Genomic DNA, 26,002 nt, shown 5'->3' on the forward strand with positions numbered 1-26,002 from the left:
AGGTAAACGAGTTACGCTAGAAATAACCAAGTTTTAGCCGTTAGACTCCGTTGCCGCGGAGTCTTTTTCATTGTCCAGCTCAACGTCTTCTAATGTGGTCCAGTATTCTTCCCCTCTGAAATCTCGTACCTTGACATCGACACCATGGTATTCTTCTTTTGCGTCAACGATGGTGACCTTGTGCTTCAGAGTCCCTGTTCTCCGGATCAAGTCCTCACGCCTCTTTACATTGACCGGCCTGCTCCAAACCACGTCCATCCTCCTTTCTTTTTTGGATACGAGGTGCCGCGTCCCAACCTCTACGCGGCCGTTGCAGCTCCCTTGACTGCGCCACGCTCTTTCTCCCTCGCTATGTAACCTGTCTCATCAGTGCCGGTAGGTTATTCCCGGCAGACTGAGGCAATGTTGCCCCAGTTTCGACTATTTGAGTAAGCGCCTTGCCTGTTCTCTGATTCCATCAATGAAATCCTCAAAGTCCATTGTTGCTTTCCCATCAACTAATAGCTCGAGTTCCTCGATAACATCCCGTACTGTCCATTCAATTCCACTGTTATCAATATCAAATGCCAAAGTTTCTATCGCACGCTGCCTGCTCGGTTCCGTTTTCTCTACATATTCTTGAAAATCAAGCACTGGTGCGCTCATACTTAATCTCCTCCTCTAATGCTGCGATCTCCCTTACACGCCACTCTATTTCATGGGCCAAATCACGTTTATGAACATCTAGTTCTTCACGAAGACGTTTCATTTGAACGTATTGCACATCTACCGCTCGCCAATCATCATCAGCTTGGCGATATGCTTCTTCCGCATTTTCAAGTTCACGCTGCAATTCTGCTATTTGAGAAGCCACTGACTTTTTCAAAGGCTTGTCCTCCTCAACCAGGTATGGTACTCTTCGATTTAGAAGTGTTTTTTTAAGCCGTCCGTTCGCCGCGGGCGGTTTTCTCTTTTTCTGCCATTCGTTCTAATTCAACCATTTCCCCAAGAGTAATCACCTTGCGTCCAACCGGGTGATCTCCGTCGCATACCAATTCGATGACACCTTGAGCTGTTGTTAGTTCCTTCATGCCTTCTCCTCCTCTAAATCTTCTTTAAATAGAAGTAACCGATCACGATAGTTTTCGTTTTGTTCGTCTGCTGTCGTATATTGCTTTGCGACCTCCGGCATCAGAACTTCCGTCATAGCAGCGTCATATTGGTATGTTTTTTCGAGTACCTCGAGCATTCTCCGATTCCAGTCTTGATTTGTTTTCATTGAGCCCGCCCTCCCGCAAATAACATTTCTTGTCGTTCGCGGCGCATTAACTCGCGTGGATCGGTTATGACTATCTCCAGGTCTCTTGCTTCTAATAACCAGTTGTGTTGATGAATGGCTGGATCAATACCGTAGCGTTCATCCATCAAGATATGTACGTCATCACACGCCTGGAATAGGTCTTCAATCTGCTTACCCGCTTCCTTCAAGAGACTTTCTTCATCTGTCGATAACGAATCCCATGGTCGCCTTTTACGCTCCCATTCAATCAATGCCTGTGCTTCATGGATTACATCCTGGCACTGTTTGATGAGGTTATATAAAGTAGCTGTAAGATTAACCAACAAGCGCGGGTCAGTCGGTGGTGGTGCATCGCCAAACAGATGTTTTAACATCCGAACCGATCGGTGATTGCCGCATTCCTTCACGAACGCTTCTGCATCCTCCCGGGATGGCGTAGCTCGGCCATTAATTACATCCGATACCCAACGTGCCGATCTTCCTAGCCTCTTCCCAAGTGATTCGTACGTCAGTTGTTCGCCTGTACGCTGATTTTGATAAGCATATTCGCAGATGTCATGTATCCGAGAGCGAGAATATAGTGAAATCGTTGTGCTGTTGTTCCCCATCTGTTCTCCTCTTTTCTAATTGGTTTTCGAATTACAATGAAACTGTGCTCATCTTTCAGACTCCCCCTCGTGGCTCACGTTGGGGGCATTTTTATAATTACAGCCATCATGTAACCTGTATAAAATCCTTGTAGGTTTTCCTCTTTTCCTGTCGAATATTGGAAATTGTGTAATCTCTCCAATTCATTACAGGAAGGAGGTGTAGTAAATATGGCGGTATATCTTATTACCTACGATTTGAATAAATCAGGTCAAAACTATGACAAACTCTACGAGCAAATAAAGTCATGCGGCGCTTGGTGGCATTATCTGGATTCAACTTGGCTTGTTGACTCAACCCTGAACGCTACTCAGATACGCGACAGAATGAAAAATGCTATGGATGATAATGACTTCTGTTTAGTTATTAAGCTTACAAACGAGAACTATCAGGGATGGCTCCCGAAAAAAGCTTGGAACTGGATTCATGAGCACTTAGGTCATTCACGGTATTGACAATTCGACGATGGTTCCCATGAAACTAAATTTCCATTGTCGCTATCACCGTAAGGATGTGCCGTCGCCACCGCGGCGGCTCTTTCTCCCCAAATTATCTTATTGATAATTTGATTTGCTAACACGGCTGTTTCATCACTAAACTTGTCTGGATTATCGTGAAGTTTCATGTTTTGTAGAGCCAGTGTCAGTAAGTGGTTTATTACGTGGAGCTCTTTCTCAGAAAACACTCTGTTTTCACCTCTCTTTCATCACACAACTGCATGCAGCGTCGAGTCTTGGCAGTAACCCCACCTGACCTTGTTATCACCCTTACCTGGTGAAATGGTGGAATGTATTATGGCGCGGCTCATATCTTCGCTCGCTCCCGCTCTTCGGCGCTCTATGCAGTTGTGTGAGGGTCGTCCAGCACTCCTTTAGGCTGTTTCCTCTTTCTTTACTGGTTGATCTGTTTCAGTGACTTCCTTTGGTTCTGCTGGTTTTGACTTAAGTAGAACCTCTAAAGCATGGACCATTCGTTTCATATCAGGTGCAAACTCACGATGGAACTCGATACCTTTAGGTGGTTTGATCATGGTTATGACTCCTTTCAAGCTGATTTTGATTCATGTTCAACGCTCGTTTTTTGAGCGTTGGTGTCAAAAAAAAGATACTCGATTGACCTTTTTAAAACTTTAGAAATCCTATAAGCCACTGGTAAAGAGGGAAGGGTATATCCTCGCTCGATATTAGAGAGCATACCTCGGGAAAGTTCAGCTTTATTTGCGAGATCATCTTGAGTCAACCCAACATCCTTACGTGTATTAATTAAATTTTTTCGAGGAATAAGCTTTTTCACATATATACACCTCACTTTCTTTACGCTCATTTTATGAACTCCTAGATAACAATATAAGCTCATAAAATGAACAAGTCAACACTTTTCGCTCAATTAATGAACGTTTATTATATGAGCATTTTGCTGTAAAATGTACTCAAGAAATGAGCGTGATAGACTATGGGATTTAAAGAACGATTAAAAGAGTTAAGGAAAAGCAAAAAGATGACACAAGAGGCATTAGCATCTGCTATAGGAATTCCAGAATCAACAATACGTCGCTATGAATCTGTTGATGATGGTCTTCCACGCCGCGAACGTCTTGAACGAATTGCTGACTTTTTTGAAGTATCTGTGGACTACCTTATTGGTCGCAAACCCGATATATTTTTCAACCAGGGAGATAACCTTTATCTTGTAGAACTAAAGACCTCCTCCCCTAACGACAAAAAGGATAAGAAGCTTTCCGAGTTTGAAAACCTCTTTTTCTATGAGTTAGAAAAGCTAAGCGAGGAAGATAAAAAGAAGGCTTTAGAACACGTGAGGTACTTGAGATATCTTGCAGAGCAACAGAAATGACAACGAGACGAGCTACTTAATAGCCGTCTCGTTTTTATTAGGGAATAGATTGATTAATTAAAAGGGGAATGTAAAGAAAAATAAGGCACGCATTTTTTCCGTGCCTTATTTTATTACATATTTAAAAATGTTTGAGGACTAAACTCATTTCATTTATGATATTCCGCTCGGAATAGGGTCGCAACATCCCCACGAAATAACCTTTTTACATAGGAACTCCCATTCAGGTTTCACATAATCAGGTAGTATATTAAACAAATTAGTCTTCTTTTCGATTTTATTTTCCAATTGAATTATTGCTTTTTCAATCTCTGGTTTTGGTTGGAGTCTTCTTTTATCGTCAAGTTTTTTTTCTAACCCATCTTCGAGAATGTCTCGTTCAAACTCCTCTATTTTTCCACCTATGCCTTGCAACAATACGGTTTCGTCTTTTTGCTTATCTATATCGTCAAGTGAGCATGCAATCAAATTTGGAACATCAATTAGTAAGTCTTTAAGAAACTGTAAATGCTCTTCATTTTTGAGTTGCTTTGCTTTTACACCATCTTTAATATCAATATATTTCAGCTTCTCACGGTGTTTATCCAATAATTCTATTTCGTGTAGCATATTCAAAACGTCCCTACAGGATCCATTTGAACATAAAAGATATAGGGACGGGGGAATAAGATTTTCCTTTTCTCTTACTTCAAGGCTATATATATCTACAATTGAATTGGCTTGATATTTTGCATACACTTTTGTTATCTGTGCTAATGTCTCCCCCACTTTACCTGTTGGATAAAGTTTGTCACTATCTGAAACAACCAAAACTATCTTTTTCCTATTTATTTTATAATCTAATTCTTTATATGTATTTACCCCACCCCCGCCACAGTGATCCAAATTTAATTTCATATTTAGTCTATTACGATTTTCTTGTATATACTTCTTTGCAATTTTTTCATAGAATTCACAGTCACTGAGATCCTCAGATATAAATGTCGTAGCAGAAATCCTATCCATTAAATAAAAGTAATCCAAGGATACTTTGAAAATATGCTTTTTTCCGCTGAATCCTCTCACTATCTCATTTTCTACTTTTGAAGTTACTATAATATAGTCTGTACAGAATTCTTCTAACGAAAAGAAAAAAGTACATTTAGCTAATAGAGAAGTATAAATACCTCGACAACTCTGTTCTATTAGTGGATAGTTCCTCAGGTATTTTAGGGTTGCATAGGAACTAATAACTTGATGATGTCCATCCATTTGAGCGCGTGCCAAATTATTTAATGATTTAATCTCGTTGCTCTCAAAGGTAAGTATTTCTTTGTTTGTTTCTAAGAATTCAATAACTGAGTCATCTATTTTGATTAGCATCTAAAAATCCTCCGGACTAAAGAACCCAATAGGCCATGATAATAAGTAGCCTTGCTCATTATAACCAGTAACCTCGACAGTAGAATCAAATGAATCTTGTTTATTGAAAATCATTACATTAACAATATCATTTTTAAATCCATCAATTTTTTGTGATAGTAATTGTCCTATTCTATTAATAATTGTTTCGCTATGTGTTTCGATAAGGACTTTTATGTCAATTTTCCCAATTGAATACACTAAAATGTTAATTAATGTATCAATCAGCCTTGCTTGTAATGCAGGATGAAGGTGTAATTCTGGTTGCTCTATTACTAAAATATGTATTGTAGGTCTAGTGTAGCTTGACACATACCTATTAGGTTTATTAAACTTTAAAACTTTCCAAAAAAGCAATATAATTGGCAGAATTTGAGAATGGCCAAATCCCGTATCAGCCAAATTCATTTCTTCTGGACTCGAATTATATTTTATTCTTAACGAAGTATGTCCACCTTCTAATTGTGTTGTTATCTCGAAACCAAAGTGTTTTGAGGTCCATTCACTAAATTCTGATTTCTCCTTATCTGTCATATTATGAAGGATCATTGGGATATTTTCACCTTGAGGGTCAATTTCATCCACAGACAACCCCTGAATTCTGTAATACCTTTCAGCTCTTGCTCTAATCGGTCCAATATAATTAACTCTGGAAAAACAATTTTGCAAATAAAAATTGAGAAAGATTAGTATTGGATTGATGTGTTTTCCTATTACTAAATTTTCTATATTCTTAAAAATAGAACTGTCTTTTGTAATATCTTTAAATGTTTCTTTTAATCTCCTTTGAGAATCTACCCCTTTTAGTAGGCTCTCTAAAATCTCTTCCGATTTTCCAAATTGTATCTCTTCAATAATTGAGTAAATCGTTTCTAAACTTGTTTTAGAATGCGCATATTTTTTTAGTAGTAAAACAAGCTCATTGCTAAAATGCTCATCAATCGGTATTCCTTTCTCACTTTGCTTACTCACTAATCTAGGTAACATACTTGAAGAATCAGCAAGATAATTAAGCCCAAATTGATTATTTTCAAATTCAATATCGTTAATAATTAATTTCCCGAGCTTTTCTTTACTTTTTAAAAATATCTGAAAGGTATGATTCTCAAATTCAACTTTTATTTGTTCTATGTATTTTTCCTTGCAAGTAATACAAACTTTAATGTGATAAGGACCTTTTCCCTTATCAGTAGCTCGCCTTCTACTATACCCCCCTCGATATCTCATAACAAAAATTGGTGTTAATTCGTAAAAATAATCCCGTGGAACAGAAAAACTAAATTCAAAATCAATACTCTCAGAGTTTTTTTTGTTTACACTTTCTTTATAGCTACCGAAATCAACATATCTACTACTGTACCAGAGTATTGGATCATAAGTCCTTGTCTCGAGTGTTTGCTTCATTAAAGGAAAAAACCTTAAAAATGTACTCTTCCCAGAGCTATTTTTCCCAACCAGTAATGTTAACGGCTTTAAATCAATTTCTCCTGTATCTATAAGGCTTCTTAAGTTTTTTATTCGAATTTTTTTCAGCATAATTTTCACCCTTTTTGAATCGACTTTTTAATTTGATTAGAGTAACTACTAAAAGCTCGTAGCTTTGTAATTTATACCCGTAAACTCCCATTTTTCAAACTTTTTATTAATCTCTAGAAAAGGATACTAATTATTATTCTCCACATAGTTCTCATTACCTACTGCATTCGATCGGGTTAATCCGACATAAAACGACAAAACCTCCTGATCAGTGATCAAGAGGTTTATTTTTGCAATCAGTTAGGCACGGGTAGTCCTTCTTTTAGAACGTCTGCTTTTGTTTAGCTAATCAATTTCGTGAATTAGCCATCATATGATATAGTTCAAAATCACTTCAGTATTTTGTCTATTGGTTTTTTTAATGCTTCTTCACAAAACCACTGGCTTTCATATAATCCTGTATACAAAGCAATTTGCCATGAATTTACCTCAGCATACTTAAAACTTTCTATCTGTTTAAGCAACTCATCCCTAACTAGAGCCGCTCCTCCTTGTTCAAATGAACTTTTTAAAGAGTAAATCTTCCCTGATAACTCATTACTTGCGTAACTACTATATAATTGACCAAGGCGAAATCTACTAAAGTGCTTAATTACACGTATTTTTTTTAAGTCGTCCCAAGATGATTGACTAGGTTCCGCTATAAAATAAACAGTAAGGGGCAGTTCTTCTACAACTTTTAAATATAGCCACGGCTCATCCTCTATGTTATCAAAATAAGGATGTATAAATTCTTCTTCTGGCGAGTTAGGTTTAGAGGATGATTTAAGTTTGTTACAACCCATGCATGCTGGAATTAAATTTATTGGACTTATAGAGAGTGCAGGAAATTTTTCTTTTGGCAAATAGTGGTCTAAACTATCAACAGGTCTATAACCACAAATTGGACATAGTCTATGTTTAGGAAGATCCATTATGTCATTATATATCTCCCTTCCAGGTTGTCCTTGTTTGGCCAATTTATCAGTGTATAGCTTGACCATTTCGTTTTTTGTTATTTTTGGAGGTATGCATTTATCTTCAACTATTGTTGAAACAGTGTTAGTTTCGATTTTCTTCTGTAGAATATTACTCCAGTCAGCTATATTGCCTTTACTGGCCTTAAATCGTCTAACTAAATCCGTGTCTGTATAATTGCTGATGCATTTTAATAGGACTTCTTCTGTAGAAAAATTAGGTTTAGGGACTCTTCGCATTTTTAACTACTCCTTATACATCAATAGTGACCTTAGAATAGTGCGAGCTTCTATACCTAGTTCACCATTAAACTGTTCAACTATTTCATCATACCCCTTACCCTGTTCTACCAGGTCCTCTAATATTTTATGAAATCCAGAATACGTAACCTCTAAGCCAAATACTTCTCTTGTTAATGTTCCTACATTCTCACCAAACGTCTCAATTTCAGGTCTGAGAACAGAACAACTTTTACTGCTTCTCTTGATAATTGATACACAGCTTCGGGGTAACTCTTGAAGAATAACTGGTGAATGCGTTGCAATAATTGCTACTCCATTTTGAGAAATTAATATATCTGATAATGCTCTGATAAATGAAGATAGCAATGGTGGATGCAAATGAGATTCTGGCTCATCTAGAATAACTAACGACTTTTCATCAACTTTTTCAATTAACTTTGTAATGGTCAATAATATAATCTTATGTCCAGAACTTAGACGATTAAATATTACTTTCAATTCCTCAATTCTACTTAAATCGACTTCTCTTAACCCAAAACTTTTAAAAATCGCATCACTTTCTAGCATTTCAATTGCTTCTTCCCACTTATGAAACTTCCTTTTATCAGTCGTTTCTTTGATAAATTTAATGCTACGGATAAATTCATCAATTAACGTTTCTGGTGTCTTTGTTACATATCTTTCAACCGAGTTAGACTCATTTTTTTCAATTAACTCACTGTCTTTTAGACCAATATAAGAATACAAAGGACCTTTTTCTTCATCGATTTTATCTCGATAATGTGGAGTATTATCAAATGCGCTAAATGAGATGAAAATTGTATTTGCAAATAGATTAGTTGAGTCGAAGTTTTCATTATCATAAAAATAACTATCTGCATTTTGAGATTTAGAGTCATATAGTAAAGAGTAAATCATATCGTTAATAATTGTTGTTTTTCCAACGCCATTACTGCCAATTAATGCATGTATATTAGTTGGAGGCATTGAATCTGGCACGACTTCAAAGTCAAACTCGACTGATTCCCTATCATTATAGGTATGGCAATAACTAAATGAATAAGGTGTTAGTGGTACACCACCTTTCGCAACTCTGTGGAATTGATCTTTTACAGTGAATACTTTATAATCGCGAAGCAATGATTTTCGTGTGATATTAAATTCCCTAACCTTTTCAAACAGATCAAGATCATAAGCGATATCATTCAATCCTTTTAAAATCTCGTCTCTTATGGTAGGACCAAGTTTATTTAGGTTCTTAAAATAATCTATACCTTGTCCTAGACTGAAGTAACTGGTATCTAATTGAGTGAATTTTGATGGAATCGCTGTAGATTCATTATCCTCGATTGACATCGCAATTTTTACAAAACCTATTTCTGTTTTATTTCCATGTTCGTCCAAAAAATACATCCTATAAGAGGTGTAGTAACCAAAATCGTTCCATCCATCTTTGATCAAATGTACTCCGGGATGAGTAAGAGCTGTTTTAAAAGCTCTTTCGTAAAATTGCATACTAATATCTCCATTCTTTAAACTAACTTTATTCTAGTATTTTAATGAGCCATTGGATGATTGAACTATTTTGCCCCTATTCGTAACTCTGTTTCAATTATTTTCTTTATTATCTTGTCATTATAGCTAACAGCGTCATAACCATAATGAGTTCTCCTATGACAATTCGGGCAAATTGCTGCCACCCACTCTGGATGATCTGGTCCTCCGTCTGATAATCTTCGCGTATGGTGTACTTCCAAAAATGGCTCCCCTTTTGTGTTTATAAAAGGAGCTTCATTACCACACGCTTCGCATACTCCGTTTGCTCTTTTCAGTGCATACAGCTTTACAGCCCGACTTCTCTCTCGATATTGAACTATACGTTCTTTTAGGGTAGTTCCCTGGCCATGATTTGTGATAACTAATGCCTTATTCTTAAGTTCCTCTAATGACAAATCACTTAATTCAGTTGCACCAACAATCTCACTATTATTAACTACCTCAATTGGCATTAACTCAAACACAATTACTTTCCGATCTTGCCCCTTGTTGTCTTTATCCCTTACTTTGTACCCGATACATATCATTTGACCTATGTACCTTACATGGCCAGTTCGTATGTACTCAAATAGATGAACATCCTTACCGTCGTCCACATGCTCTATAATAGCCTTATTCCCCTTGATGAATTGCATATCTCCTTCTTGACCTTCACCGGTATACAAGAATATGCCTTCTTCATTCCAACCATCTTTGTATCCATACTCTTCACCGCGTTCTCCAGTAAACAGCATGATAAAAGGAAACCTGGAAGAAGTTGAGATTCTTCCGTAACTCTGTCCAGCAAACAGTGTGTGAAGATCAAGTCTTCTAAACTCAGCTCCGGGTACAAATATACTCGTTACATCTATAGGCGTACTCTCAATTGGATTTTCAGCTACGTTCTCTTCCATTTCCATTTCGGCTTCCGCTGGGAAAGTATATTTACATTCAATTAGTCGTTGGCGAGCTATGTCCCGTTCTTCATCAGTGAATAAATCTTTATACTCTTTATCTAGCATAAGGGCTTCCATCGAGAGATCAAGGCGTCCCTCCAACAACAATCTAGCTAAACCAGATTGATCCTTACCCCTGAGTAAAGTCTTCGCAACAACCACACCATTTTCGCTTGCAAGCCTTTGAGATAATCCAGAAGGATTGTATGTAGTCTCTCGCCTTGTTTTTTGGCAGGTATCAAGTAAGGCTTTATGAAATTTCAAACTAAGGTCCATGATGTCAGCCCCTTGGCATATAAGAGTGAATGTATATATTTCGGCAAATAGTCCCAATTACCTACAACATTCCATCGTGTATATCCGACATAAAACGACAAAACCTGCTGATTAAGTCGTAATCAATACATCAAATTGTCACTAGTAGGAAAAAAGTAGGAATGGTAAGATTATTTACAGAACAAACGTTCCTGCTAGAGGTGAATCAATGAAGCTATCTTACACTCCTACCCCTCTTGAAACTTGGATAAGCCACTTTTACAAGCAACTTGGCATAAAAACACCTGACGAATTAGACGAACAACGTATTGCAAGAACATTAAACATCCATCTCTTTTACAAAGAGATCCCATCAATGTCATATGAGTTCGGTCGGTTCAAAAGTATAACGATAGACAAACGACTCCCTTCACTTGTGCAAAGGGAGCATTTTTATCATGAGCTTTGTCATATCCTCCGTCACTCCGGACGTCAGCTAATGATGCCCGCTGCCTTTCGTGAACTACAGGAATGGGACGCAAGGAATTTCACAAGATACGCCGCTTTACCACTACATATGCTGAAGAACTATGATTACAAGCAACCTGAGATACTAGATATCTTAACAGAGCAGTTTAAAGTTACACCCGAACTGTGTTCAGATAGATTGCTAAGAATCAAATCAAAATTGTCATGCAACCCAATCCGATTCATCTCGTAACAAATCAAAAGGACTAATCAATATAGGAGGGAGACCATGTTGCGGTTAGCTGTTTATGCACGTGTCAGTTCAGACGATCAAGCAGAACGTGGTACGATCGAAAACCAACTTGAATTTGCTCGTAAGTATGCGGATCTCCATCAATTAGAAATCGTAAAGTGGTACAAGGATGACGGCGTAACAGGAACCGTCCCACTTGAAGCTCGTCCAGCCGGACGCGAACTGTTACAAGATGCTAAGAATGGCGAGATTGATCTCCTTCTCATCTACCGCTTAGACCGACTTGGACGATCTGCCAGAATCATCCTGAATTCCGTTCACGACCTAGAAAGTGACGGTGTAAAAATCCGTTCCATGACGGAGCCGTTTGATACCGGAGATCCATCTGGCCGTTTCCTTTTAACCATTCTAGCAGGGGTGGCTGACTTAGAGCGTGAGACCATCATAGAACGTCTGTGGTACGGTGCAAACCGCGCTGCACGGGCTGGTAAATGGCTTGGAGGTATTGTCCCCTATGGATACCGCGTAGACAGTGAAGGCTATCTGGTGGTTTGTGAAGAGCTACTCCCTCGCTCAGATATGACAGAGGCAGGAGTTGTTAGGCTGATTTTCCATATGGTTGCTAACCAAGGCCACTCATGCATTAAAGTCTCAGAATACTTAAATGCCTTAGGTGTTCCTACGGCTTACGCAAGGGATGATCGGAAAGTTACTCGAGGAAAACGAAAACAGAAAACTGCGGGTATTTGGCGCCCCTCAAGAATACGTGGGATCATTACGAGTACCACTTACTATGGATTACACATCTATGGAAAACGGAGCAAAAGAAAACGCGATTTGATAGAACGCGAAGTTCCAGCCATTGTTGATATTGAAACATGGGAAAAAGCACAGGCAGTCCTTCGAAGTAATCAAATAGAAGCAATGCGTAACACCAAGAATCAATATTTACTTAGAAGCCTACTAAAATGTCAGTGCTGCGGATTAACGTATGTGGGGATTCATTATCCTGGAAGTAAACGAGCTTTGAAAGGATTCTATGTCTGTACCGGTAAACAAGCATTTAAGGGTCCAATGCAAGGGAAGTGTACATCAAAGAATCTACCGCAAGATTGGATCGAGGACCTTGTGTGGAGAGATTGCTTGTCCTTTATTAATCAGCCAGGGGAAGCCCTTCAGGAGATTGCTGCAGCTAGGGAAGTAAAGCAGACTAAGAAGGTCGATTTAGAGTCCGAAATAACACTTATTCAAAAGAGCATCGATGATAAAGATGTAGAACGACAGAGTATCCTGGACCTCTTCCGTAAAAGCATCATCACTTTTACCGATTTAGAAAAACAGATCCAAAAAATCAATCAAGAGAAAGAGATTCTCGAACAACGCTTAAAAGAAATAAGGAGCTCGCTGCAAGTTGACCACGATTACTCTACGAAGATGATGAATGCTTTTCAATTACTCACATCACTACGAAATAAACTAGATGACAATCCATCATTCGAAACGAGGCGTGAAATCGTAAAAGCCCTCGTTGAACGAATTCAAGTACATACAACACCTAGTGAAGGTTCAAAACGCCCTCGCGCTTCAGTTACAGTTCAGTATTCTTTTGCCAAGGATATTATCTACACGGACAAGGATTACACGAACCAATTAACAGAAACCGAGCAGGAAAGGTAAAAACCTGCTTGGATCGTCCAATCGTGACAACCCCTGATTCCAGCGGCTGGCGCAGTACCTCTAATACATGCCGAGAAAACTCGGGCATTTCATCTAGGAAGAGGATCCCACTGTGAGACAAGCTACATTCTCCGGGACGCGGGATTTGTGCGCCACCGCCAATCAGTGCAGTAGCCGTAATCGTGTGATGCGGTGCACGAAAAGGTCTCTCCTCGACAAGCCCACTCTCCCGCTTTAATTGACCAGCAATACTGTATATTTTCGTCACTTCGTAAGATTCATGAATGGTCATGTTCGGCATGATACCAGGCAGGCAAGTAGCTAAAAGAGTTTTTCCTGAACCTGGAGGCCCCACCAATATCACATTATGAAATCCGGCTGCTGCAATCTCCAAACCACGTTTTACAAATTGCTGTCCGTAAACATTGGCAAAATCGGGAGGCAGCTGGTTGGTTTTTGTCTTGCCTGTTTGTGTTTCGTGATAAATCAAGTCGGGGTCCTTACTATGAAGTCCTTCTTTCCAGTAGTTCACGGCCTCTTCCAGATTGCTCGCAGGCAATACGGTAATGTCGACGAGCCGTGCTTCCGCTGCATTTTGTTCGGGGAGAATCACGTGGGTAAATCCTGCTTTTTTGGCTTCTAGTAAGATGGGGAGTACACCCGTGCCAGGGCGAAGTGAGCCGTCTAATGCCAACTCTCCTAAAACGAGAATTCGTTCCTGTCTGGGTAGCATTTGTTTAGAGGCGAGTAAAATTCCAAACGCAATAGCAAGGTCGAAACCAGAACCTTCCTTGCGCTGGTCTGCTGGTGCCAGATTGACGGTGATCCGCTGCATTGGGTAGTCGTATCCTGCATTCCGCAAGGCAGCACGAACACGATCTCTCGCTTCTTTTACTGCTGAACCGCCAAGTCCAACCAAATCGAATTGAGGTAAGCCATTTGCTATGTCTGTTTCTACAGTGACTACCATTCCATCTATGCCGAGTACAGTGCCTGAATAGCTGCATGCGTACATGTTCTCTCCCCCTCTGGTTATAGGGTAGGAAAAGATAGAGGGGGTGGGCAAGTAAATTGGAGCTGTTGACAAAACTCCTATACAAATTTGTGAAAAATCTTTAACTTTGTACTTCATAGAAAAGTAAAACTTGAGCAGTTGAACATTGATTTCCACTATGTTTTCGTATTAAAAGTGAATCTCTTCGTTTTTTGTCATTACAATAATCCTTATATGTTTGCCATTTACTTTCTTGTCTACTTTTCCAAAGAAATCATTCTAGGTTTCATCTGGTCTAACAATGAAGCTATTTGATTTACCGTCAAACGCGGCTTAGTCGGCGGTGGTGCATCACCTAACAGATGTTTAATCATCCGGACTGATCGGTGATTACCGTATTCTTTCACGAACGCTTCCACATCCTCTTGGGGTGGTGTCGCTCAACTATTAATCAGATCCGCTACTCAGCGAGCTGATCTCCCAGTTTCTTACCAGTGATTCGTACGTCAGTTGTTCCCCTGTTCGCTGATTCTAATGAGTATAATCGCAGATGTCATGCATCCGAGAGCAAGAGTACAGTGAAATTGTTGTGCCCTTGTTCTCCATCTGTTCTCCTCTTTTCTATTTGGTTTTCGAATTACATTGAAACTGTGCTCATCTTTTTAGCCTTCCCCGTTACTCGCCTTGGGGTTTTTCCTATTGGAATTAACAATTTAACAGTTGCTACATTAGTTCTTTTGAAGTCCTTGATTAGCTGGTTGAACCACTGAATGCAATAAATACAGCAGGAGGTTTCGTTTAGACGGAAAATATGGCTCTCCACACGATTTGGAGGAAGTGTTCTACAGTTAATAGCATTGTTCTCACCTCGCTTTCATCTCACACTGCATGCAGCGTCGAGTCTTGGCATTGACCCCATCTTGACCTATTTATCTCACTTGACTGGTGAACTGGTGGAATGGCGCGGCTCATATCTTCGCTCGCTACCGCTCTTCGGCGCTCTATGCAGTTGTGTGAGTGTCGTCCAGCACTCCTTTACGCTTTTTCCTCTTTCTTTACTGGTTGATCAGTATCAGTGTCTTCCTTTGGTTCTGCTGGTTTTGACTTGAGTAATACCTCCAAAGCATGGATCATTCGTTTCATATCAGGTGCGAACTCACGGTGGAATTCGATACCTTTAAGTTGTTTGATCATTGTCGGCCTCCTTTCAGGCTACTTTGGGTTATACAATTCCAAAACAACAAATTTCGTTAGTTTATCGTCAGAAAAAATTCCTACATCAACTGAAAGTACTTGTGCAATTACTTTTAGCCTTTCAACATCCAGACGTACATTGCCTTATTCATTATGGCTATACCCTTGCAAGGAAATCCCCAGTATACTCGCCATATGTGTCTTTGTTACTCCCTTTGCTTTTCTTAATTGATAAACGTAGCATGAACCATTTTATCACCTCCCCACTAACGAATTTCGTTATCGTCAAATTATTCTTTTAATTAAACTCTTAAATCCCGTTAACTAACTACCTAAATACGTTAGTTATTGATAATATTAGGAGGTGATTTTGTTGGAAACGGTTGGGCAGAGAATAAGAAAACTAAGAAAAGCTAATAACTGGACCCAAGAACAATTTGCTAAAAACGTGTTAATGTTTCTCCACAAAAAGTCTCTAATTGGGAGCGCGATTACACTCCTCCTAGTGTTAAAGATATAGCTAGAATTGCCCAAATCTGCAACATTGAATCAGACTATATATTAACTGGGCGGACTTCCCCCCTTACCTCTTCAGCTAAATCAGACAAGCACCTGTCAGAATTTGAAAACCTCTTCTTTTTCGAACTAGATAAGCTAAGCGAAGAAGATAAGCAGAAGGCTTTAGAGCATGTGAGGTACTTGCGGTATTTAGCGGAGCAACAGAAATGACAACGAGACGAGCTACTTATTAGCCGTCTCGTTTTTTAGAACTGGAAGGTATGGGGAACGTTACCATTAAACTATTTCAATTATATTCATATTTACAAAAAAACGACGAACATACTAATCATATGTTCGTCGTTTTTTTAAAACTTAAAGTACGTTTCATGACCATTCCTATGATTATCTACTATTTTCCTAAATTCATCTATTTTCCCATTTTGGGAGTATGTTTCTTTTAAAACTTCAAAAAGCGAAAAGTTATAGTTTGAGAGTGCATTCTCGGATATTTTTAACAATAAATCACTGTTGAGAGTATAATTAAATTTTTTGCAAATTCTCAAGAACAATTCAGGGTCTTCATCTAGAACCATTTGGCCAATATTATTATTACCAAATAACTCCAATACTTCTTCGGACTTGTCTAGATTGAGTAATATATAAAGTTTCTTCCGTGTTAATTCAGAATTCAAATCAAAAAGGTGTTCACAATCCTTTATAAGATTGTAAGCAATTGAAAATTCTCCTTTTTCCATATAAATGTCAACCATTTTAACTACTATTTCTTTCCGATTTGTAAGTTCATTAAATAATTGGTGGTACAATTCGAGGGCTTTATCATTTTCTTGATACATATGATATGTATTGGCTAACCGTAGCTTCACATCTAGATAATCTTGTGTTCTTTTAGTAAGGTAGTGTTCTATAATTTTTAGGTTAAATCTTGGTTTTGTCCAATTTCTATTGTCCATTTTCATAAAAATACTTTTATATCGTAATAACATTCGATCGTTTTGAATACCAAAATAATCGTACAATTTATGAAATGCCAATAATATTTTTTCTCTACTCTCATTTCTTAGAACATAAAAATCAATAAGTTTTTCTAGACTTAGTCTATGAGGAAACACCTCAATTATTTCTTCTAGTTCCTTTTGAATTAATTCAGGTTCCTCTAATAAACGCTCACCTGATGTGATTTGATCTAAAATACTACCTAACTTTTCTTCAATAATATTTTCAGAAATCGTTTTTGAGAACAATCTTAAATAGTCCTTTAATAATGGTATTTCTTGATCCATAACGTGTTCAGTAAGTAATAACGTTTCCGCTAGTTCTATTTCTCTTTCAGAATGAAGAATACCAATATCCTCTTCCCTTACTACTGTTTCATTATCGTTAAGGTAATTACAAACATTCTTAATTAATTCCTTTTCTTTTAGCTCGTTAGTTAAAGGTATTCTTGTTAATGTAAATAAAACTTGAACTGGTTCCTGCCAAGTAAAGCGTTCAGCTTTTGATATCCCCTTTATTATTTGTTTTGCCCCGTCAAGATTTTCCAAATTATTAGCTGATAGAAAAACGACTTTGTCTGCAAGTAATGAGGTACACAAACTACTTATTTCTGTTACTCCAGTTCTTGAATCAATAAGTAAGAAGTCAGGAGCAATCTCATTCTTTATTTTTTCCTGTAAATCTAGAAAAAAAACAGTCCCTTCACTATTTGAACTATAAAACATTTTATGCCAGTCAATGTAAGCTAATTTTCTCCAATAATCCCCATTTAATACAGCACCTGCTGGGATTACTACGATTTCACCTTGCGTCTTTTTAATCGGTTTTTTGCATACTGAAAAATCTTTAATACTTTCGAAAACAGTTCCATTCACTGAGAACTCATAAATATAATCAATTAAACCTTTATTTAATTCATTTCCTATTTCAGGGAACTTGTAATGGACCCCAGGAGCTTCTAAGTCAAAATCAAGTATACAAACTTTTTGTCCAAATCTAGATAAATAAGATGCGATGTTAGCAAGCGCAAGTGTTCTTCCTACACCACCTTTATATGAATAAAAAGTAATTGTTTCCATAATGTCACCTCTTTAAGCAGTTGATAAAAATCTGGATAATTGTTTATTAGCTTTTTCTATTTCATTTCTCTGCAGTATTTCTTTAAATTTCCCATTATACAACACGGAAGAGAATTTACTCATATTTGACTCTTCAGTTGTGGCCAATTCTTCTCCCTCTTTATCTTCTTCAATATTAATGACTAAGCTAACATCAGGTAACCATTTCTCTAAAATATTTTCCTTATGTAATCTTTCCGATGCAGAATTCTCACCATCTATAGTCATTGAAAGTTTCCAAACATAATCATCTTCAACTTTTAAAATTGAATCTCGAACGGATATTTTTCCGCTTCTAATTTCCTCGTATCTATCTAAGCTAATAGGAGTATATAACCAAATCAACTCTTCATCTGTTATTTCACACCAATAACATAAGTAAATTTGATCGGTACTACTTTTACAAGAAAACAGTTGGGGACCATCAAAGTATATATAAGTTTCTAATATCTTAAATTCTCCTATTGTATTTTTGTGAATGATTTCCATTTACTATATACCACCTATATCTATAATTTTAAAACTTTCGTGAATAGACCGAGCATCATTTATCCACCAACTAACATGAGATTTAGTTTGTAAGGCTTTTTTAGCTGGATTCTTGCTATCTTCAAGAATTGCGCCTGATTGTTTAGTTACTATCCCTTGAGCAATATAAAATTTACCTCCATTTTTTTTAACTGACGCCATGTTTGGCGCATATTTAATTGCATCTTGGATTTCAAGGAAAACAGATACAGCTGATACTTCGCATTTGTCTCTAAACTTTATCTTTGGATACAAAATAGAATGTGGATGAAAATCATTAAACTCTGGAGGATTATTTAAAACTACTCTAAAAACTTCAACTTCCCTGCTCTCCGATGATTGAGGGGGGCAATTATCTGGAAGCCTGACAATTATATCTGGGGCAAAAAGACATTCAGTTATTCTCATTATACCCATACCTACCTTATTACTTAAGTATTTGTTTTCTACAATTTTACATTTTGTTTCGTCATATTAGATTATTAATTCTGTCATTACTTCTTTATTCGATAATCAGACCTAAATACCTATGACATCTTCAACATCTAATGCGACGAGAAACGACAAAACTTCTGATTGAGTGCTCAAGAGGTAACTGTTTTTTCATCTTCAATTTTATTATTTTTTGCTATTGACGATTCATTTTTCATATCATCCAAATCTTCTATTAAAAATTCTTTCTGAACCAATTCTTCCTTTGTAATTATTCGATTCCTTTTACAAAGCACAGGTATGTAATTATCCCCAATAAGATAGCTATCCGATTTCACTGGATGAAGTAAGTACCATTTTTCTTTCTGTCCTTCCTTGTCCATCTCAATTGATACTACCTTTTCAGTGTTAAAAGCAAGCACACTGTTTAAAGGTTTTAGCAATACCACTATTAATGCTGAACAAATAAAGTAAATTATTGCTAATACCAGGAAATACTCAAGTGACATTGTTTCTGGCTTTGTTTGGTACATTCCCCCTATTATTGATCCAGTGGAGTATGGCACTATAGCAGTAGCCGCCGCACAATATATTCCTGTTGCTAACATAAAGAATCTCCGGTTTCTTAGACTGTCCAAACCTGTAATTTTTTTGCGCATGGCAGCCATCCCAAATATTAGGTAGAAAAAAAATATTACATAAATTAATGCGACTAATGCAATCCATGGATTATACCAGTGGGTATTATTTGCAAAGTAATCCCCAATAAGGACCATAAAAATAGTAACGACAATCATACTGAAAATGAAATGCACTATTTGATGGAGGAGTCTTTGTTCTTTTGTATAAAACTTTTTCTCAAAATCTTGAGCTGTTACAAACGTTACTGGTAAAAATGTTAGTAACTTAAATACTATCGCAGATATTCCTACTACTATAGTAGGCACTTGTAAAGTTGATAAAAGCTTCGTTAATAATTCTTCCATTAACTCATCCCTCTAACCTTTGTATTTGTTGTATCAAATTATCATTGTATTCGCGAGCGTCCTCAACATAGTGAACTCTTCTATGACAGTTAGAACAAATAGCTGCTACAGGCTGATCCGCCGTCTATCATTCTCAGCAGCTTTTCTACCTATCCACGCTTATTCGTTTTGATAAACCCTTTGTCGCGCTCTTATAGTTCGCTTGTTTTTCGCGTCTTGTTCAATCTCCCAAATGATTTGTTGAATTACTGGTGAAGGAAAGAAGTGTTTACTTCTACTTTTAGGATCTAAGTATCTTCTTAGATGTCTTTTTAAAAATTTGTGAATCTCTTCAAGACTGATGCAAATAAAACCAGGCATATCTCGTCCATCATCCGTAATTAACACTTTTCCAACTTGATGATAATTACCGGTTACTACTGGATTTATAGATAATTCAGGTACTAGCTCATTAACCCTAGAATGTGAAGAGAATCCCATTCTCTCTAACCCATACTTTAGCCTGTCTATTCTTGTTAAGCAAATGTCATTGGGTGTTATCCTACCTGCTTTTACTTCGCATAGAATACCTATATTCTTATTGTCATCAAAATTTCTAAAGAGTAGCTCATGCTTGTCTGCTTCTCTCCCGCCGACGTTTTCATAAGTATATTTTTGGCGAATAGCCAGGATATCAATGTCTGCACTTTGCGTGGAATCAAGTCCATCATTATGCAATACAAAATTGTCCAACAGAAAAAAGCCATTCAATCTGAAGTACCAATAAACCATTTCTTCAGCGAAATTCCTCATGCACTTCTCCTAACTTTTAATATGGATTCTAAAATTTAGAGTTCAATTGTTATATTTTCCTTATTTATTAATACTTTATTATTCCTTTGCTTATTCAGTTGATTAACAATCTTATAGTGTTTAGAGGATTTTAAAGCAGATTTGATTTCAAATGTAATTACAATATGATTAGTTCCTTCACTCAAATACTCTGTTATATCTAATTTATTGTTATATTCATATTTGCTTTTAGCATATAAAAACTTTCTTTTACTCTCTTCTATATTTACTAAGTTCGTTTCATTCTCTTTTCCCTCACTAATCTCTAGGAATGTAGTTGCGAAATCATCTTTGCTTATAGTTTTCTCGATAACAACTTTGTTATTTTTGTCTATTACAAAAAAATTGATTGTATTGGGCATTTTATTTTCAAAATACATACTAACTTCAGTAGCTGAGAATTTAATTACTGATTTCCCTTTTACAGAAATATCGTATGTCCCCAATCCAATTATGATAAAACTTAATGCCAGACCAATCCAAGGGAAGATTATGTTTATGAATAGATTCTGATTTGGTAAAAAGCGATTAAAGAATGTTTGGTAAATACTTAACCAATACTTATGGGTTAGGTAAGATGTAAGTATCAGTGCGCCTATTAACACCATACATAATATTACACTGTCTTGATAAATTAGTATTAATACCGTCGCTGTTAAAGTAAGAAGGAAGTGAGTGACGAGCATTCCCACAATGCTTCTAAAGTTTTTGTCAGCTTTTTCTTCATACTCAAGCCGAATCCCTACTTTTTCAAAATTACCAAAGTTAGTGAATTCTGATACACAATAAGAAAAAGCGTGCCATAATAAGAAAGAAATTGAAGACAGTATTAAAGGAAAAAGAATATGTTCTCCTCCTAAAATAAATCCTCTTGTATCATTTATGTAAAGAGATTGATATGACTTACTCAAATAGTCCAATAAGAGTTTGAATAAATAAAAGGTTACACCGATTGAACTAATTACAAGAAGGAGTCTACTATTCCTATCTCCAAATGTGAGTTGTTTCTTATTTTCGATCATTACACTCTCCTTAAAGAATTTTCCTTGCTGCTTACATAATCAGCAATAGAACTATTAACCGTATAAGAATCTAAGCCATAGTGTGCCCTTCTATGACAATTCGGACAAATGGCAGCGACCCACTCCGTATGATCTGGGCCTCCATCGGATAATCTTCGCGTATGGTGTACTTCCAAGAATGGCTCTCCTTTGGCCGTTTTAAAAGGAGCTTCATTACCGCACACTTCACATATCCCGTTTGCTCTTTTCAGAGCATACAGCTTTACAGCCCTACTTCTCTCTCGATATTGAACTATACGTTCTTTTGGCGTAACTTCTTGACCATGATTTGTGCTCACTAATGCCTTATTCTTAAGTTCCTCTAATGACAAATTACTTAATTCACTTGCGCTAGCTGTCTCACTACTATTAACTACCTCAATTGGCATTAGCTCAAACACAATTACTTTCCAATCTTGCCCCTTGTTGTCTTTATCCTTGAGTTTGTACCCTATACAAATCATTTGACTATGTACCTTACAATGCAAACTCCTTGCTAAATAAGGCTGAATGTATACAATTCGGCAAATAGTCCTAATTACCTACAACATTTCATCGTGTATATCCGACATAAAACGACAAAACCTCCTGATCAGTGATCAAGAGGCATATTAGTAATCTTGTAAAAAGAACGTTGTTAAAACTAACCATCCCGCTAGCTTTGATGTTGTTTTTGATATTCGTACTAATTAGAGTAATACTTTATCTATCACTGCGCACTATCTTCCCAAATATAGTTGGTCTATTGGTTTCAAACTGATGAATAAGTTCTTCTCCAAAAATACTAATTGATTGTTCCCAGGGATGCCCTAAATATCCCCACTTATATTCTTTATTCAAAAAGAAGTAATAATCACCATCTGGGTAAAACCCTATTCTTGCATGGCCATTCTCTAGATGCGGATTGTAGAGGTAAGATTTGTGTTGCCAATCCAGTGCGTAGATATATTCGTCAGACCCTGTTACTGCCCTAAGGTTGGTAATACACTTCTCTTCAAGATCATCGATATCGTCATCCGTATATTCAGTAATATCAAAAGTAACAAAAGGTACCGGTAAACGATAGGAAGGCCAATCACTGCTATGGACACTAGGTTTAAAATTGAAATCCTTATAAAATTTATCCCAAACCAGACCATATTGCTCATACGCCAATGGAATCCAAATGTCCATTTTACATCTTCCCTAGTTTAAGTCTTAATCCATTTCTTAATTGCTGCAAGGCCAAATAATTGCAGTGGCAGCTGATCTTCAACCTATCTTTCCTGAATCTTTTCTTCTAATTTCCGAAGCATTAGTTCCACATTTGTTAGTTCTATCCGATCTTCACTGTCTCTGAAGTCGTCGTACTCGAACATTCCAGTAATTCTGATCTTATCTACTTCTATAAACCTCAATAACCTCTTGGCTTCTTCCCTTAGTAATTCACGTACTCCTTCATTGATAATCAGCGTTCCATTAGAACCATTTAATAATGCAAAAGACAAACCTAAGAATCTCAAGAAACTATATCCATCGCAATATTCCTCGTAAATGTTATCTAATACTTTATCTAAATCATTGGTATCACTAGCTACTATTTCTAGTTCTTCTTTGATTCTTCGGTACTCAAGATCTCCAAAAGGTATTTCCGGCGTTAACAAATGCACTAAGTCTAGATCAATATATTTCCCCTTGAAATCTAAGCTGATAAGCTCCAGATAGAAGACATGCCCATAATGCTCTTCAATCTCTGGAGTCACATAGACCCATTGCTCGAAGTCCTTTATGCTTAGTTTCTTTTTTAAAACCTCGCTAAATTTTATCTGAATATCGATAAGATTCATTTGCTGAGCCCACCTTTCCAGCTCAATTTATTACAGCAGACGATGCTGTATTAGGATCTCACTAGCAATCACATCAATTTCCTCTTCTGATTGCCTGTTTGAAAGGATTATAAGCTCATCTTTTAACTCAAGAATCAATTCTGTAGGCCAATGTTTCACCAGTCTTATCAATATCCAATAAATCCACAATTCATCATTGCCGAATAAAACCGGTCTTAAATGAGGAATGACCATCTCCCTCATTTCAACCAGTATTTTTGCGATTACTTCAGCACCCGGCCAGTTCATATCTTGTAACCACATTAGAAGACTTGGTATATGCCCTTTTAAACGTTGATGCTCTATGCTAGATAATACTACTGCGGCATTATCCCAATATGATTTATCGAAAGGTTGTATTAACATGTCCAAATATTCTTCTGAAGCATGTTTTAGTTTTTCGATTGCATCATTTTGAAGTATTTCGGGAGTATCCAAGTGCAGGAATTGAATAAGCTGTTTTATACTCTCTGCTTCATTTTTATATGATGGTAGTTTCTCATTTTCAATGTTATCTGTTAACAATCCAAATTTTTGTTCATTACACCATATCGGTTTAGAAAATGTGATCACCTTCATTTCCTCACTTGAGGGAGTATTTTCAAGTTTAACCGTATAGAACAGCTCATTTATTTCTAAATTTGATTTCTCCTGTGATTCACCTATCGCTTGATATATTTCTCCACTGATTCTAATACTGCCGTCTTCATTGTTTCTCCAACGAAAAGTCTCTAACTCACATAACTCATAGTGAAAGAATGCAATCCATCCCGTTCCATCTGGTAAGAAAACAATCTCTATGTCTTCCTGAGCACCCGGTCCATACATCACATCGATTGACCATTTCCCAATCATCATATATTTCTCCTCCAATTGGTTATCCATCCAGAAATTATATAATTTATTGTACTAGTAAGAAGACTGAACACATGGTAGGATCACGAAAAAAAGAACTAATGTTCCTATTTGAGGTTATTAGATGGACTTATCTTACACTACTCCCCCACTTGAAACCTGGATAAGTCAATTTTACAAACAGCTAGGAATATACGTACCTGAAGAATTAGATGAGCAACGTATTGCAAGATCACTAGGTATCTATCTCTTTTACAAAGAGCTCCCATCAATGGCATATGAATTTGGCCGCTTCAAAAGTATTACGATAGACGATAGACAAAAGACTCTCTTCACTTATACAGAGGGAGCATTTTTATCATGAGCTATGCCATATCCTTAGGCATGCTGGTCGTCAAATTATGATGCCAGCTGCATTCCGTGAGCTACAGGAATGGGAAGCCAGGAATTTTACGAGGTATGCAGCTTTACCGCTACACATGCTTCAGAGTTATGAGTTTAAACTGCCAGAGATCGTCGAAGTACTCTCCGAGAAATTTAACGTCTCTTCAGATCTGTGTAATGAAAGAATAGAAAAGATAAGGAATAAATTGTATACAAAAATACCTATGCAACTAATTTTTACTAGGAAATCTTTCCTGTTTCTTGCCTTTCATTTATACTAATTAGAAATTCAAATCATGATTGGACTGAAATGCTATTGAGTGAAATCAAAAAGGACCTCTATATTTTAAAAATACAACTATTTAAACTGTTCTATAGTAGATATTTTATCTTTTCATTTTTACTATTTTATTCTTTCTTACCACTAATGATCACTTTGGAAGTTTTCATATATGCCTTTATTTTATACTTCTGTATTTTATCAACTTTGATCTTTTATAAATGTGCTACTTTGTCTACACTTTCTCTTTCTTTAAGAGTTAGCATCCAAGTTTGTGCGCTAGTCTTCTATTGGGGAGCTTTACTATTACTTTATTCACTTCTTAGCATGTTTTTTTTCGGTGAAAACACTACACTAAAACTATCTTTTATGGTTATAAGTCTAGTGCTCCCACTTGTATTCGCTCTTAATGCCTTAATTGAGTCTATGTACGAAATCATTGATAGTCTAAATAAAATAAAAGTAACAGATTTTAAAAAGACTTTTACTATTACGATCATCTTTATAGTTCTGGTTGTTCTTTTAACTGACATTGTATTTTCAATAATATATTCATCTGTCATATTGTTAGGTGACGTTTTCGGTTATTTAACTAATAAGCCAAATTTCACCGAGATCAAAAAAACTTTTAATACTAAGACGATTGAAGCATTTTATAACATCTTTTATTTTACCTTTTCAATTCATTATGCCATTCCTTTTACAGGTGACTCCATTTTTACTAAGCTTCAGGAACTTGTTAACAAAAGCTCTGTTCTAAGTATAATCCAAATAGTACATGTACTGTTTGCTAAAGCTATTGACTTACTAATACTTGGTTTGGTTGCAAATAAGTTTTTTAATTTCTCGAAAAAGAAGAAAAGAATTCGTAATTACATTCGTCCATAACAGACTTTCTTT

General features: G+C 36.8%; 31 protein-coding genes and 1 pseudogene. 7 read left to right on the forward strand and 25 right to left on the reverse strand.

Features of this window, described 5'->3' with window-relative positions; genetic code table 11:
• Window positions 1-33: 33 nt before the first annotated feature.
• The 6 genes from AB432_RS18510 to AB432_RS18530 form a co-directional block, all read right to left on the reverse strand.
• The gene (locus AB432_RS18510) at window positions 34-252 is read right to left on the reverse strand and encodes a hypothetical protein (protein ID WP_235617497.1); all 219 of its coding nucleotides are present in this window, start codon (window positions 250-252) and stop codon (window positions 34-36) included.
• 168 nt (window positions 253-420) lie between these two features.
• A complete protein-coding gene (locus AB432_RS18515; RefSeq protein ID WP_048033534.1) occupies window positions 421-645 on the reverse strand; it encodes a hypothetical protein in 225 nt (74 codons plus the stop codon).
• Window positions 626-865: a hypothetical protein gene (locus AB432_RS18520; protein ID WP_048033535.1), complete on the reverse strand. Its 240-nt coding sequence runs from the start codon at window positions 863-865 to the stop codon at window positions 626-628. Before AB432_RS18520 ends, AB432_RS18515 begins: the two co-directional genes overlap by 20 nt.
• 52 nt (window positions 866-917) lie before the next feature.
• Entirely contained in the window at window positions 918-1,070 is a 153-nt protein-coding gene (locus AB432_RS30555) for a hypothetical protein (RefSeq protein ID WP_162630260.1), read from the reverse strand.
• Window positions 1,067-1,258, reverse strand: a complete 192-nt coding sequence (locus AB432_RS18525) for a hypothetical protein (protein ID WP_048033536.1) — start codon at window positions 1,256-1,258, stop codon at window positions 1,067-1,069. The genes AB432_RS30555 and AB432_RS18525 overlap by 4 nt, the downstream gene beginning before the upstream one ends.
• Complete coding sequence (locus AB432_RS18530; RefSeq protein WP_048033537.1) at window positions 1,255-1,887, reverse strand: helix-turn-helix domain-containing protein; 633 nt, start codon at window positions 1,885-1,887, stop codon at window positions 1,255-1,257. The genes AB432_RS18525 and AB432_RS18530 overlap by 4 nt, the downstream gene beginning before the upstream one ends.
• 210 nt (window positions 1,888-2,097) lie before the next feature.
• Here AB432_RS18530 and AB432_RS18535 point away from each other — a divergent pair, with 210 nt between their 5' ends.
• Window positions 2,098-2,382, forward strand: coding sequence for a hypothetical protein (locus AB432_RS18535; RefSeq protein WP_048033538.1), 285 nt, complete (start codon window positions 2,098-2,100; stop codon window positions 2,380-2,382).
• A gap of 416 nt (window positions 2,383-2,798) precedes the next feature.
• Here the strand turns inward: AB432_RS18535 and AB432_RS30810 are convergent, their stop codons facing one another.
• On the reverse strand, window positions 2,799-2,957 hold the full coding sequence (locus AB432_RS30810; protein ID WP_201265893.1) for a hypothetical protein: 159 nt from the start codon (window positions 2,955-2,957) through the stop codon (window positions 2,799-2,801).
• Window positions 2,958-2,971: 14 nt separating this feature from the next.
• Entirely contained in the window at window positions 2,972-3,250 is a 279-nt protein-coding gene (locus AB432_RS18545) for a helix-turn-helix transcriptional regulator (protein WP_053079605.1), read from the reverse strand.
• A gap of 129 nt (window positions 3,251-3,379) precedes the next feature.
• On the opposite strand from AB432_RS18545, the gene AB432_RS18550 reads away from it, so the two are divergent.
• Window positions 3,380-3,778, forward strand: coding sequence for a helix-turn-helix domain-containing protein (locus tag AB432_RS18550; RefSeq protein WP_048033540.1), 399 nt, complete (start codon window positions 3,380-3,382; stop codon window positions 3,776-3,778).
• A gap of 153 nt (window positions 3,779-3,931) precedes the next feature.
• Here AB432_RS18550 and AB432_RS18555 read toward each other — a convergent pair whose 3' ends face one another.
• The 5 genes from AB432_RS18555 to AB432_RS18575 all read right to left on the reverse strand — a co-directional run bounded on the left by AB432_RS18555 (window position 3,932) and on the right by AB432_RS18575 (window position 10,682).
• Window positions 3,932-5,140: a hypothetical protein gene (locus AB432_RS18555; RefSeq protein WP_048033541.1), complete on the reverse strand. Its 1,209-nt coding sequence runs from the start codon at window positions 5,138-5,140 to the stop codon at window positions 3,932-3,934.
• Entirely contained in the window at window positions 5,141-6,715 is a 1,575-nt protein-coding gene (locus tag AB432_RS18560; RefSeq protein WP_048033542.1) for an AAA family ATPase, read from the reverse strand.
• Window positions 6,716-7,044: 329 nt separating this feature from the next.
• Window positions 7,045-7,911 carry an HNH endonuclease gene (locus AB432_RS18565; protein WP_048033543.1) on the reverse strand — a complete coding sequence of 289 codons (867 nt, stop codon included), beginning with the start codon at window positions 7,909-7,911 and terminating at the stop codon, window positions 7,045-7,047.
• Window positions 7,912-7,917: 6 nt separating this feature from the next.
• The gene (locus AB432_RS18570; protein WP_048033544.1) at window positions 7,918-9,429 is read right to left on the reverse strand and encodes an AAA family ATPase; all 1,512 of its coding nucleotides are present in this window, start codon (window positions 9,427-9,429) and stop codon (window positions 7,918-7,920) included.
• A gap of 65 nt (window positions 9,430-9,494) precedes the next feature.
• Window positions 9,495-10,682 (reverse strand): HNH endonuclease, encoded by a 1,188-nt coding sequence (locus AB432_RS18575; protein WP_053079606.1) that lies wholly within the window; start codon window positions 10,680-10,682, stop codon window positions 9,495-9,497.
• Window positions 10,683-10,890: 208 nt separating this feature from the next.
• Here AB432_RS18575 and AB432_RS18580 point away from each other — a divergent pair, with 208 nt between their 5' ends.
• Window positions 10,891-11,382 (forward strand): ImmA/IrrE family metallo-endopeptidase, encoded by a 492-nt coding sequence (locus AB432_RS18580; protein ID WP_048033545.1) that lies wholly within the window; start codon window positions 10,891-10,893, stop codon window positions 11,380-11,382.
• A gap of 36 nt (window positions 11,383-11,418) precedes the next feature.
• Window positions 11,419-13,059, forward strand: coding sequence for a recombinase family protein (locus AB432_RS18585; protein ID WP_048033546.1), 1,641 nt, complete (start codon window positions 11,419-11,421; stop codon window positions 13,057-13,059).
• Here the strand turns inward: AB432_RS18585 and AB432_RS18590 are convergent.
• Together AB432_RS18590 and AB432_RS30815 are read right to left on the reverse strand one after the other, a co-directional pair.
• Window positions 13,001-14,074 carry a YifB family Mg chelatase-like AAA ATPase gene (locus AB432_RS18590; protein WP_082195960.1) on the reverse strand — a complete coding sequence of 358 codons (1,074 nt, stop codon included), beginning with the start codon at window positions 14,072-14,074 and terminating at the stop codon, window positions 13,001-13,003. The genes AB432_RS18585 and AB432_RS18590 overlap by 59 nt on opposite strands.
• A gap of 1,014 nt (window positions 14,075-15,088) precedes the next feature.
• A complete protein-coding gene (locus tag AB432_RS30815) occupies window positions 15,089-15,247 on the reverse strand; it encodes a hypothetical protein (RefSeq protein WP_201265894.1) in 159 nt (52 codons plus the stop codon).
• A 498-nt stretch (window positions 15,248-15,745) separates the two neighbouring features.
• Between AB432_RS30815 and AB432_RS31120 the strand changes: the two are divergent.
• Window positions 15,746-15,976 (forward strand): annotated as a pseudogene (locus AB432_RS31120) (transcriptional regulator); the annotation flags it as partial.
• A gap of 137 nt (window positions 15,977-16,113) precedes the next feature.
• On the opposite strand, the gene AB432_RS18605 reads toward AB432_RS31120, so the two are convergent.
• From AB432_RS18605 to AB432_RS18650, 10 genes are all read right to left on the reverse strand, one after another.
• The gene (locus tag AB432_RS18605; protein ID WP_048033547.1) at window positions 16,114-17,841 is read right to left on the reverse strand and encodes a KGGVGR-motif variant AAA ATPase; all 1,728 of its coding nucleotides are present in this window, start codon (window positions 17,839-17,841) and stop codon (window positions 16,114-16,116) included.
• 12 nt (window positions 17,842-17,853) lie between these two features.
• The gene (locus AB432_RS18610; protein WP_048033548.1) at window positions 17,854-18,369 is read right to left on the reverse strand and encodes a DUF6575 domain-containing protein; all 516 of its coding nucleotides are present in this window, start codon (window positions 18,367-18,369) and stop codon (window positions 17,854-17,856) included.
• 3 nt (window positions 18,370-18,372) lie between these two features.
• Window positions 18,373-18,816 (reverse strand): hypothetical protein, encoded by a 444-nt coding sequence (locus AB432_RS18615; RefSeq protein WP_048033549.1) that lies wholly within the window; start codon window positions 18,814-18,816, stop codon window positions 18,373-18,375.
• Between the two features lie 176 nt (window positions 18,817-18,992).
• Entirely contained in the window at window positions 18,993-19,826 is an 834-nt protein-coding gene (locus tag AB432_RS18620; protein WP_048033550.1) for a hypothetical protein, read from the reverse strand.
• 159 nt (window positions 19,827-19,985) lie between these two features.
• Window positions 19,986-20,618, reverse strand: a complete 633-nt coding sequence (locus tag AB432_RS18625) for a hypothetical protein (RefSeq protein WP_048033551.1) — start codon at window positions 20,616-20,618, stop codon at window positions 19,986-19,988.
• 35 nt (window positions 20,619-20,653) lie between these two features.
• A complete protein-coding gene (locus AB432_RS18630; RefSeq protein WP_048033552.1) occupies window positions 20,654-21,679 on the reverse strand; it encodes a hypothetical protein in 1,026 nt (341 codons plus the stop codon).
• Window positions 21,679-22,206: an HNH endonuclease gene (locus AB432_RS18635; RefSeq protein WP_235617498.1), complete on the reverse strand. Its 528-nt coding sequence runs from the start codon at window positions 22,204-22,206 to the stop codon at window positions 21,679-21,681. The genes AB432_RS18630 and AB432_RS18635 overlap by 1 nt, the downstream gene beginning before the upstream one ends.
• Window positions 22,207-22,420: 214 nt before the next feature.
• Window positions 22,421-22,891, reverse strand: a complete 471-nt coding sequence (locus AB432_RS18640; RefSeq protein ID WP_048033553.1) for a DUF2716 domain-containing protein — start codon at window positions 22,889-22,891, stop codon at window positions 22,421-22,423.
• A gap of 83 nt (window positions 22,892-22,974) precedes the next feature.
• Window positions 22,975-23,544: a hypothetical protein gene (locus AB432_RS18645; protein WP_113732280.1), complete on the reverse strand. Its 570-nt coding sequence runs from the start codon at window positions 23,542-23,544 to the stop codon at window positions 22,975-22,977.
• A 30-nt stretch (window positions 23,545-23,574) separates the two neighbouring features.
• A complete protein-coding gene (locus tag AB432_RS18650; RefSeq protein ID WP_082195961.1) occupies window positions 23,575-24,468 on the reverse strand; it encodes a DUF5071 domain-containing protein in 894 nt (297 codons plus the stop codon).
• Between the two features lie 344 nt (window positions 24,469-24,812).
• On the opposite strand from AB432_RS18650, the gene AB432_RS18655 reads away from it, so the two are divergent.
• Both AB432_RS18655 and AB432_RS18660 read left to right on the forward strand, forming a co-directional pair.
• The gene (locus AB432_RS18655; protein ID WP_235617750.1) at window positions 24,813-25,103 is read left to right on the forward strand and encodes a hypothetical protein; all 291 of its coding nucleotides are present in this window, start codon (window positions 24,813-24,815) and stop codon (window positions 25,101-25,103) included.
• Between the two features lie 146 nt (window positions 25,104-25,249).
• A complete protein-coding gene (locus AB432_RS18660; RefSeq protein WP_162630261.1) occupies window positions 25,250-25,990 on the forward strand; it encodes a hypothetical protein in 741 nt (246 codons plus the stop codon).
• The last annotated feature ends 12 nt before the right edge of the window (window positions 25,991-26,002 follow it).

Origin of the sequence: Brevibacillus brevis (assembly GCF_001039275.2) — a bacterium.
GTDB classification, from domain to species: domain Bacteria; phylum Bacillota; class Bacilli; order Brevibacillales; family Brevibacillaceae; genus Brevibacillus; species Brevibacillus brevis_C.

Coding starts and splice junctions, on each gene's coding strand:
- AB432_RS18515 (WP_048033534.1), bottom strand. CDS start 645: ATGAGCGCACCAGTGCTTGATTTTCAAGAATATGTAGAGAAAACGGAA.
- AB432_RS30555 (WP_162630260.1), bottom strand. CDS start 1,070: ATGAAGGAACTAACAACAGCTCAAGGTGTCATCGAATTGGTATGCGAC.
- AB432_RS18525 (WP_048033536.1), bottom strand. CDS start 1,258: ATGAAAACAAATCAAGACTGGAATCGGAGAATGCTCGAGGTACTCGAA.
- AB432_RS18530 (WP_048033537.1), bottom strand. CDS start 1,887: ATGGGGAACAACAGCACAACGATTTCACTATATTCTCGCTCTCGGATA.
- AB432_RS18535 (WP_048033538.1), top strand. CDS start 2,098: ATGGCGGTATATCTTATTACCTACGATTTGAATAAATCAGGTCAAAAC.
- AB432_RS30810 (WP_201265893.1), bottom strand. CDS start 2,957: ATGATCAAACCACCTAAAGGTATCGAGTTCCATCGTGAGTTTGCACCT.
- AB432_RS18545 (WP_053079605.1), bottom strand. CDS start 3,250: ATGAGCGTAAAGAAAGTGAGGTGTATATATGTGAAAAAGCTTATTCCT.
- AB432_RS18550 (WP_048033540.1), top strand. CDS start 3,380: ATGGGATTTAAAGAACGATTAAAAGAGTTAAGGAAAAGCAAAAAGATG.
- AB432_RS18555 (WP_048033541.1), bottom strand. CDS start 5,140: ATGCTAATCAAAATAGATGACTCAGTTATTGAATTCTTAGAAACAAAC.
- AB432_RS18560 (WP_048033542.1), bottom strand. CDS start 6,715: ATGCTGAAAAAAATTCGAATAAAAAACTTAAGAAGCCTTATAGATACA.
- AB432_RS18565 (WP_048033543.1), bottom strand. CDS start 7,911: ATGCGAAGAGTCCCTAAACCTAATTTTTCTACAGAAGAAGTCCTATTA.
- AB432_RS18570 (WP_048033544.1), bottom strand. CDS start 9,429: ATGCAATTTTACGAAAGAGCTTTTAAAACAGCTCTTACTCATCCCGGA.
- AB432_RS18575 (WP_053079606.1), bottom strand. CDS start 10,682: ATGGACCTTAGTTTGAAATTTCATAAAGCCTTACTTGATACCTGCCAA.
- AB432_RS18580 (WP_048033545.1), top strand. CDS start 10,891: ATGAAGCTATCTTACACTCCTACCCCTCTTGAAACTTGGATAAGCCAC.
- AB432_RS18585 (WP_048033546.1), top strand. CDS start 11,419: ATGTTGCGGTTAGCTGTTTATGCACGTGTCAGTTCAGACGATCAAGCA.
- AB432_RS18590 (WP_082195960.1), bottom strand. CDS start 14,074: ATGTACGCATGCAGCTATTCAGGCACTGTACTCGGCATAGATGGAATG.
- AB432_RS30815 (WP_201265894.1), bottom strand. CDS start 15,247: ATGATCAAACAACTTAAAGGTATCGAATTCCACCGTGAGTTCGCACCT.
- AB432_RS18605 (WP_048033547.1), bottom strand. CDS start 17,841: ATGGAAACAATTACTTTTTATTCATATAAAGGTGGTGTAGGAAGAACA.
- AB432_RS18610 (WP_048033548.1), bottom strand. CDS start 18,369: ATGGAAATCATTCACAAAAATACAATAGGAGAATTTAAGATATTAGAA.
- AB432_RS18615 (WP_048033549.1), bottom strand. CDS start 18,816: ATGAGAATAACTGAATGTCTTTTTGCCCCAGATATAATTGTCAGGCTT.
- AB432_RS18620 (WP_048033550.1), bottom strand. CDS start 19,826: ATGGAAGAATTATTAACGAAGCTTTTATCAACTTTACAAGTGCCTACT.
- AB432_RS18625 (WP_048033551.1), bottom strand. CDS start 20,618: ATGAGGAATTTCGCTGAAGAAATGGTTTATTGGTACTTCAGATTGAAT.
- AB432_RS18630 (WP_048033552.1), bottom strand. CDS start 21,679: ATGATCGAAAATAAGAAACAACTCACATTTGGAGATAGGAATAGTAGA.
- AB432_RS18640 (WP_048033553.1), bottom strand. CDS start 22,891: ATGGACATTTGGATTCCATTGGCGTATGAGCAATATGGTCTGGTTTGG.
- AB432_RS18645 (WP_113732280.1), bottom strand. CDS start 23,544: ATGAATCTTATCGATATTCAGATAAAATTTAGCGAGGTTTTAAAAAAG.
- AB432_RS18650 (WP_082195961.1), bottom strand. CDS start 24,468: ATGGATAACCAATTGGAGGAGAAATATATGATGATTGGGAAATGGTCA.
- AB432_RS18660 (WP_162630261.1), top strand. CDS start 25,250: ATGATCACTTTGGAAGTTTTCATATATGCCTTTATTTTATACTTCTGT.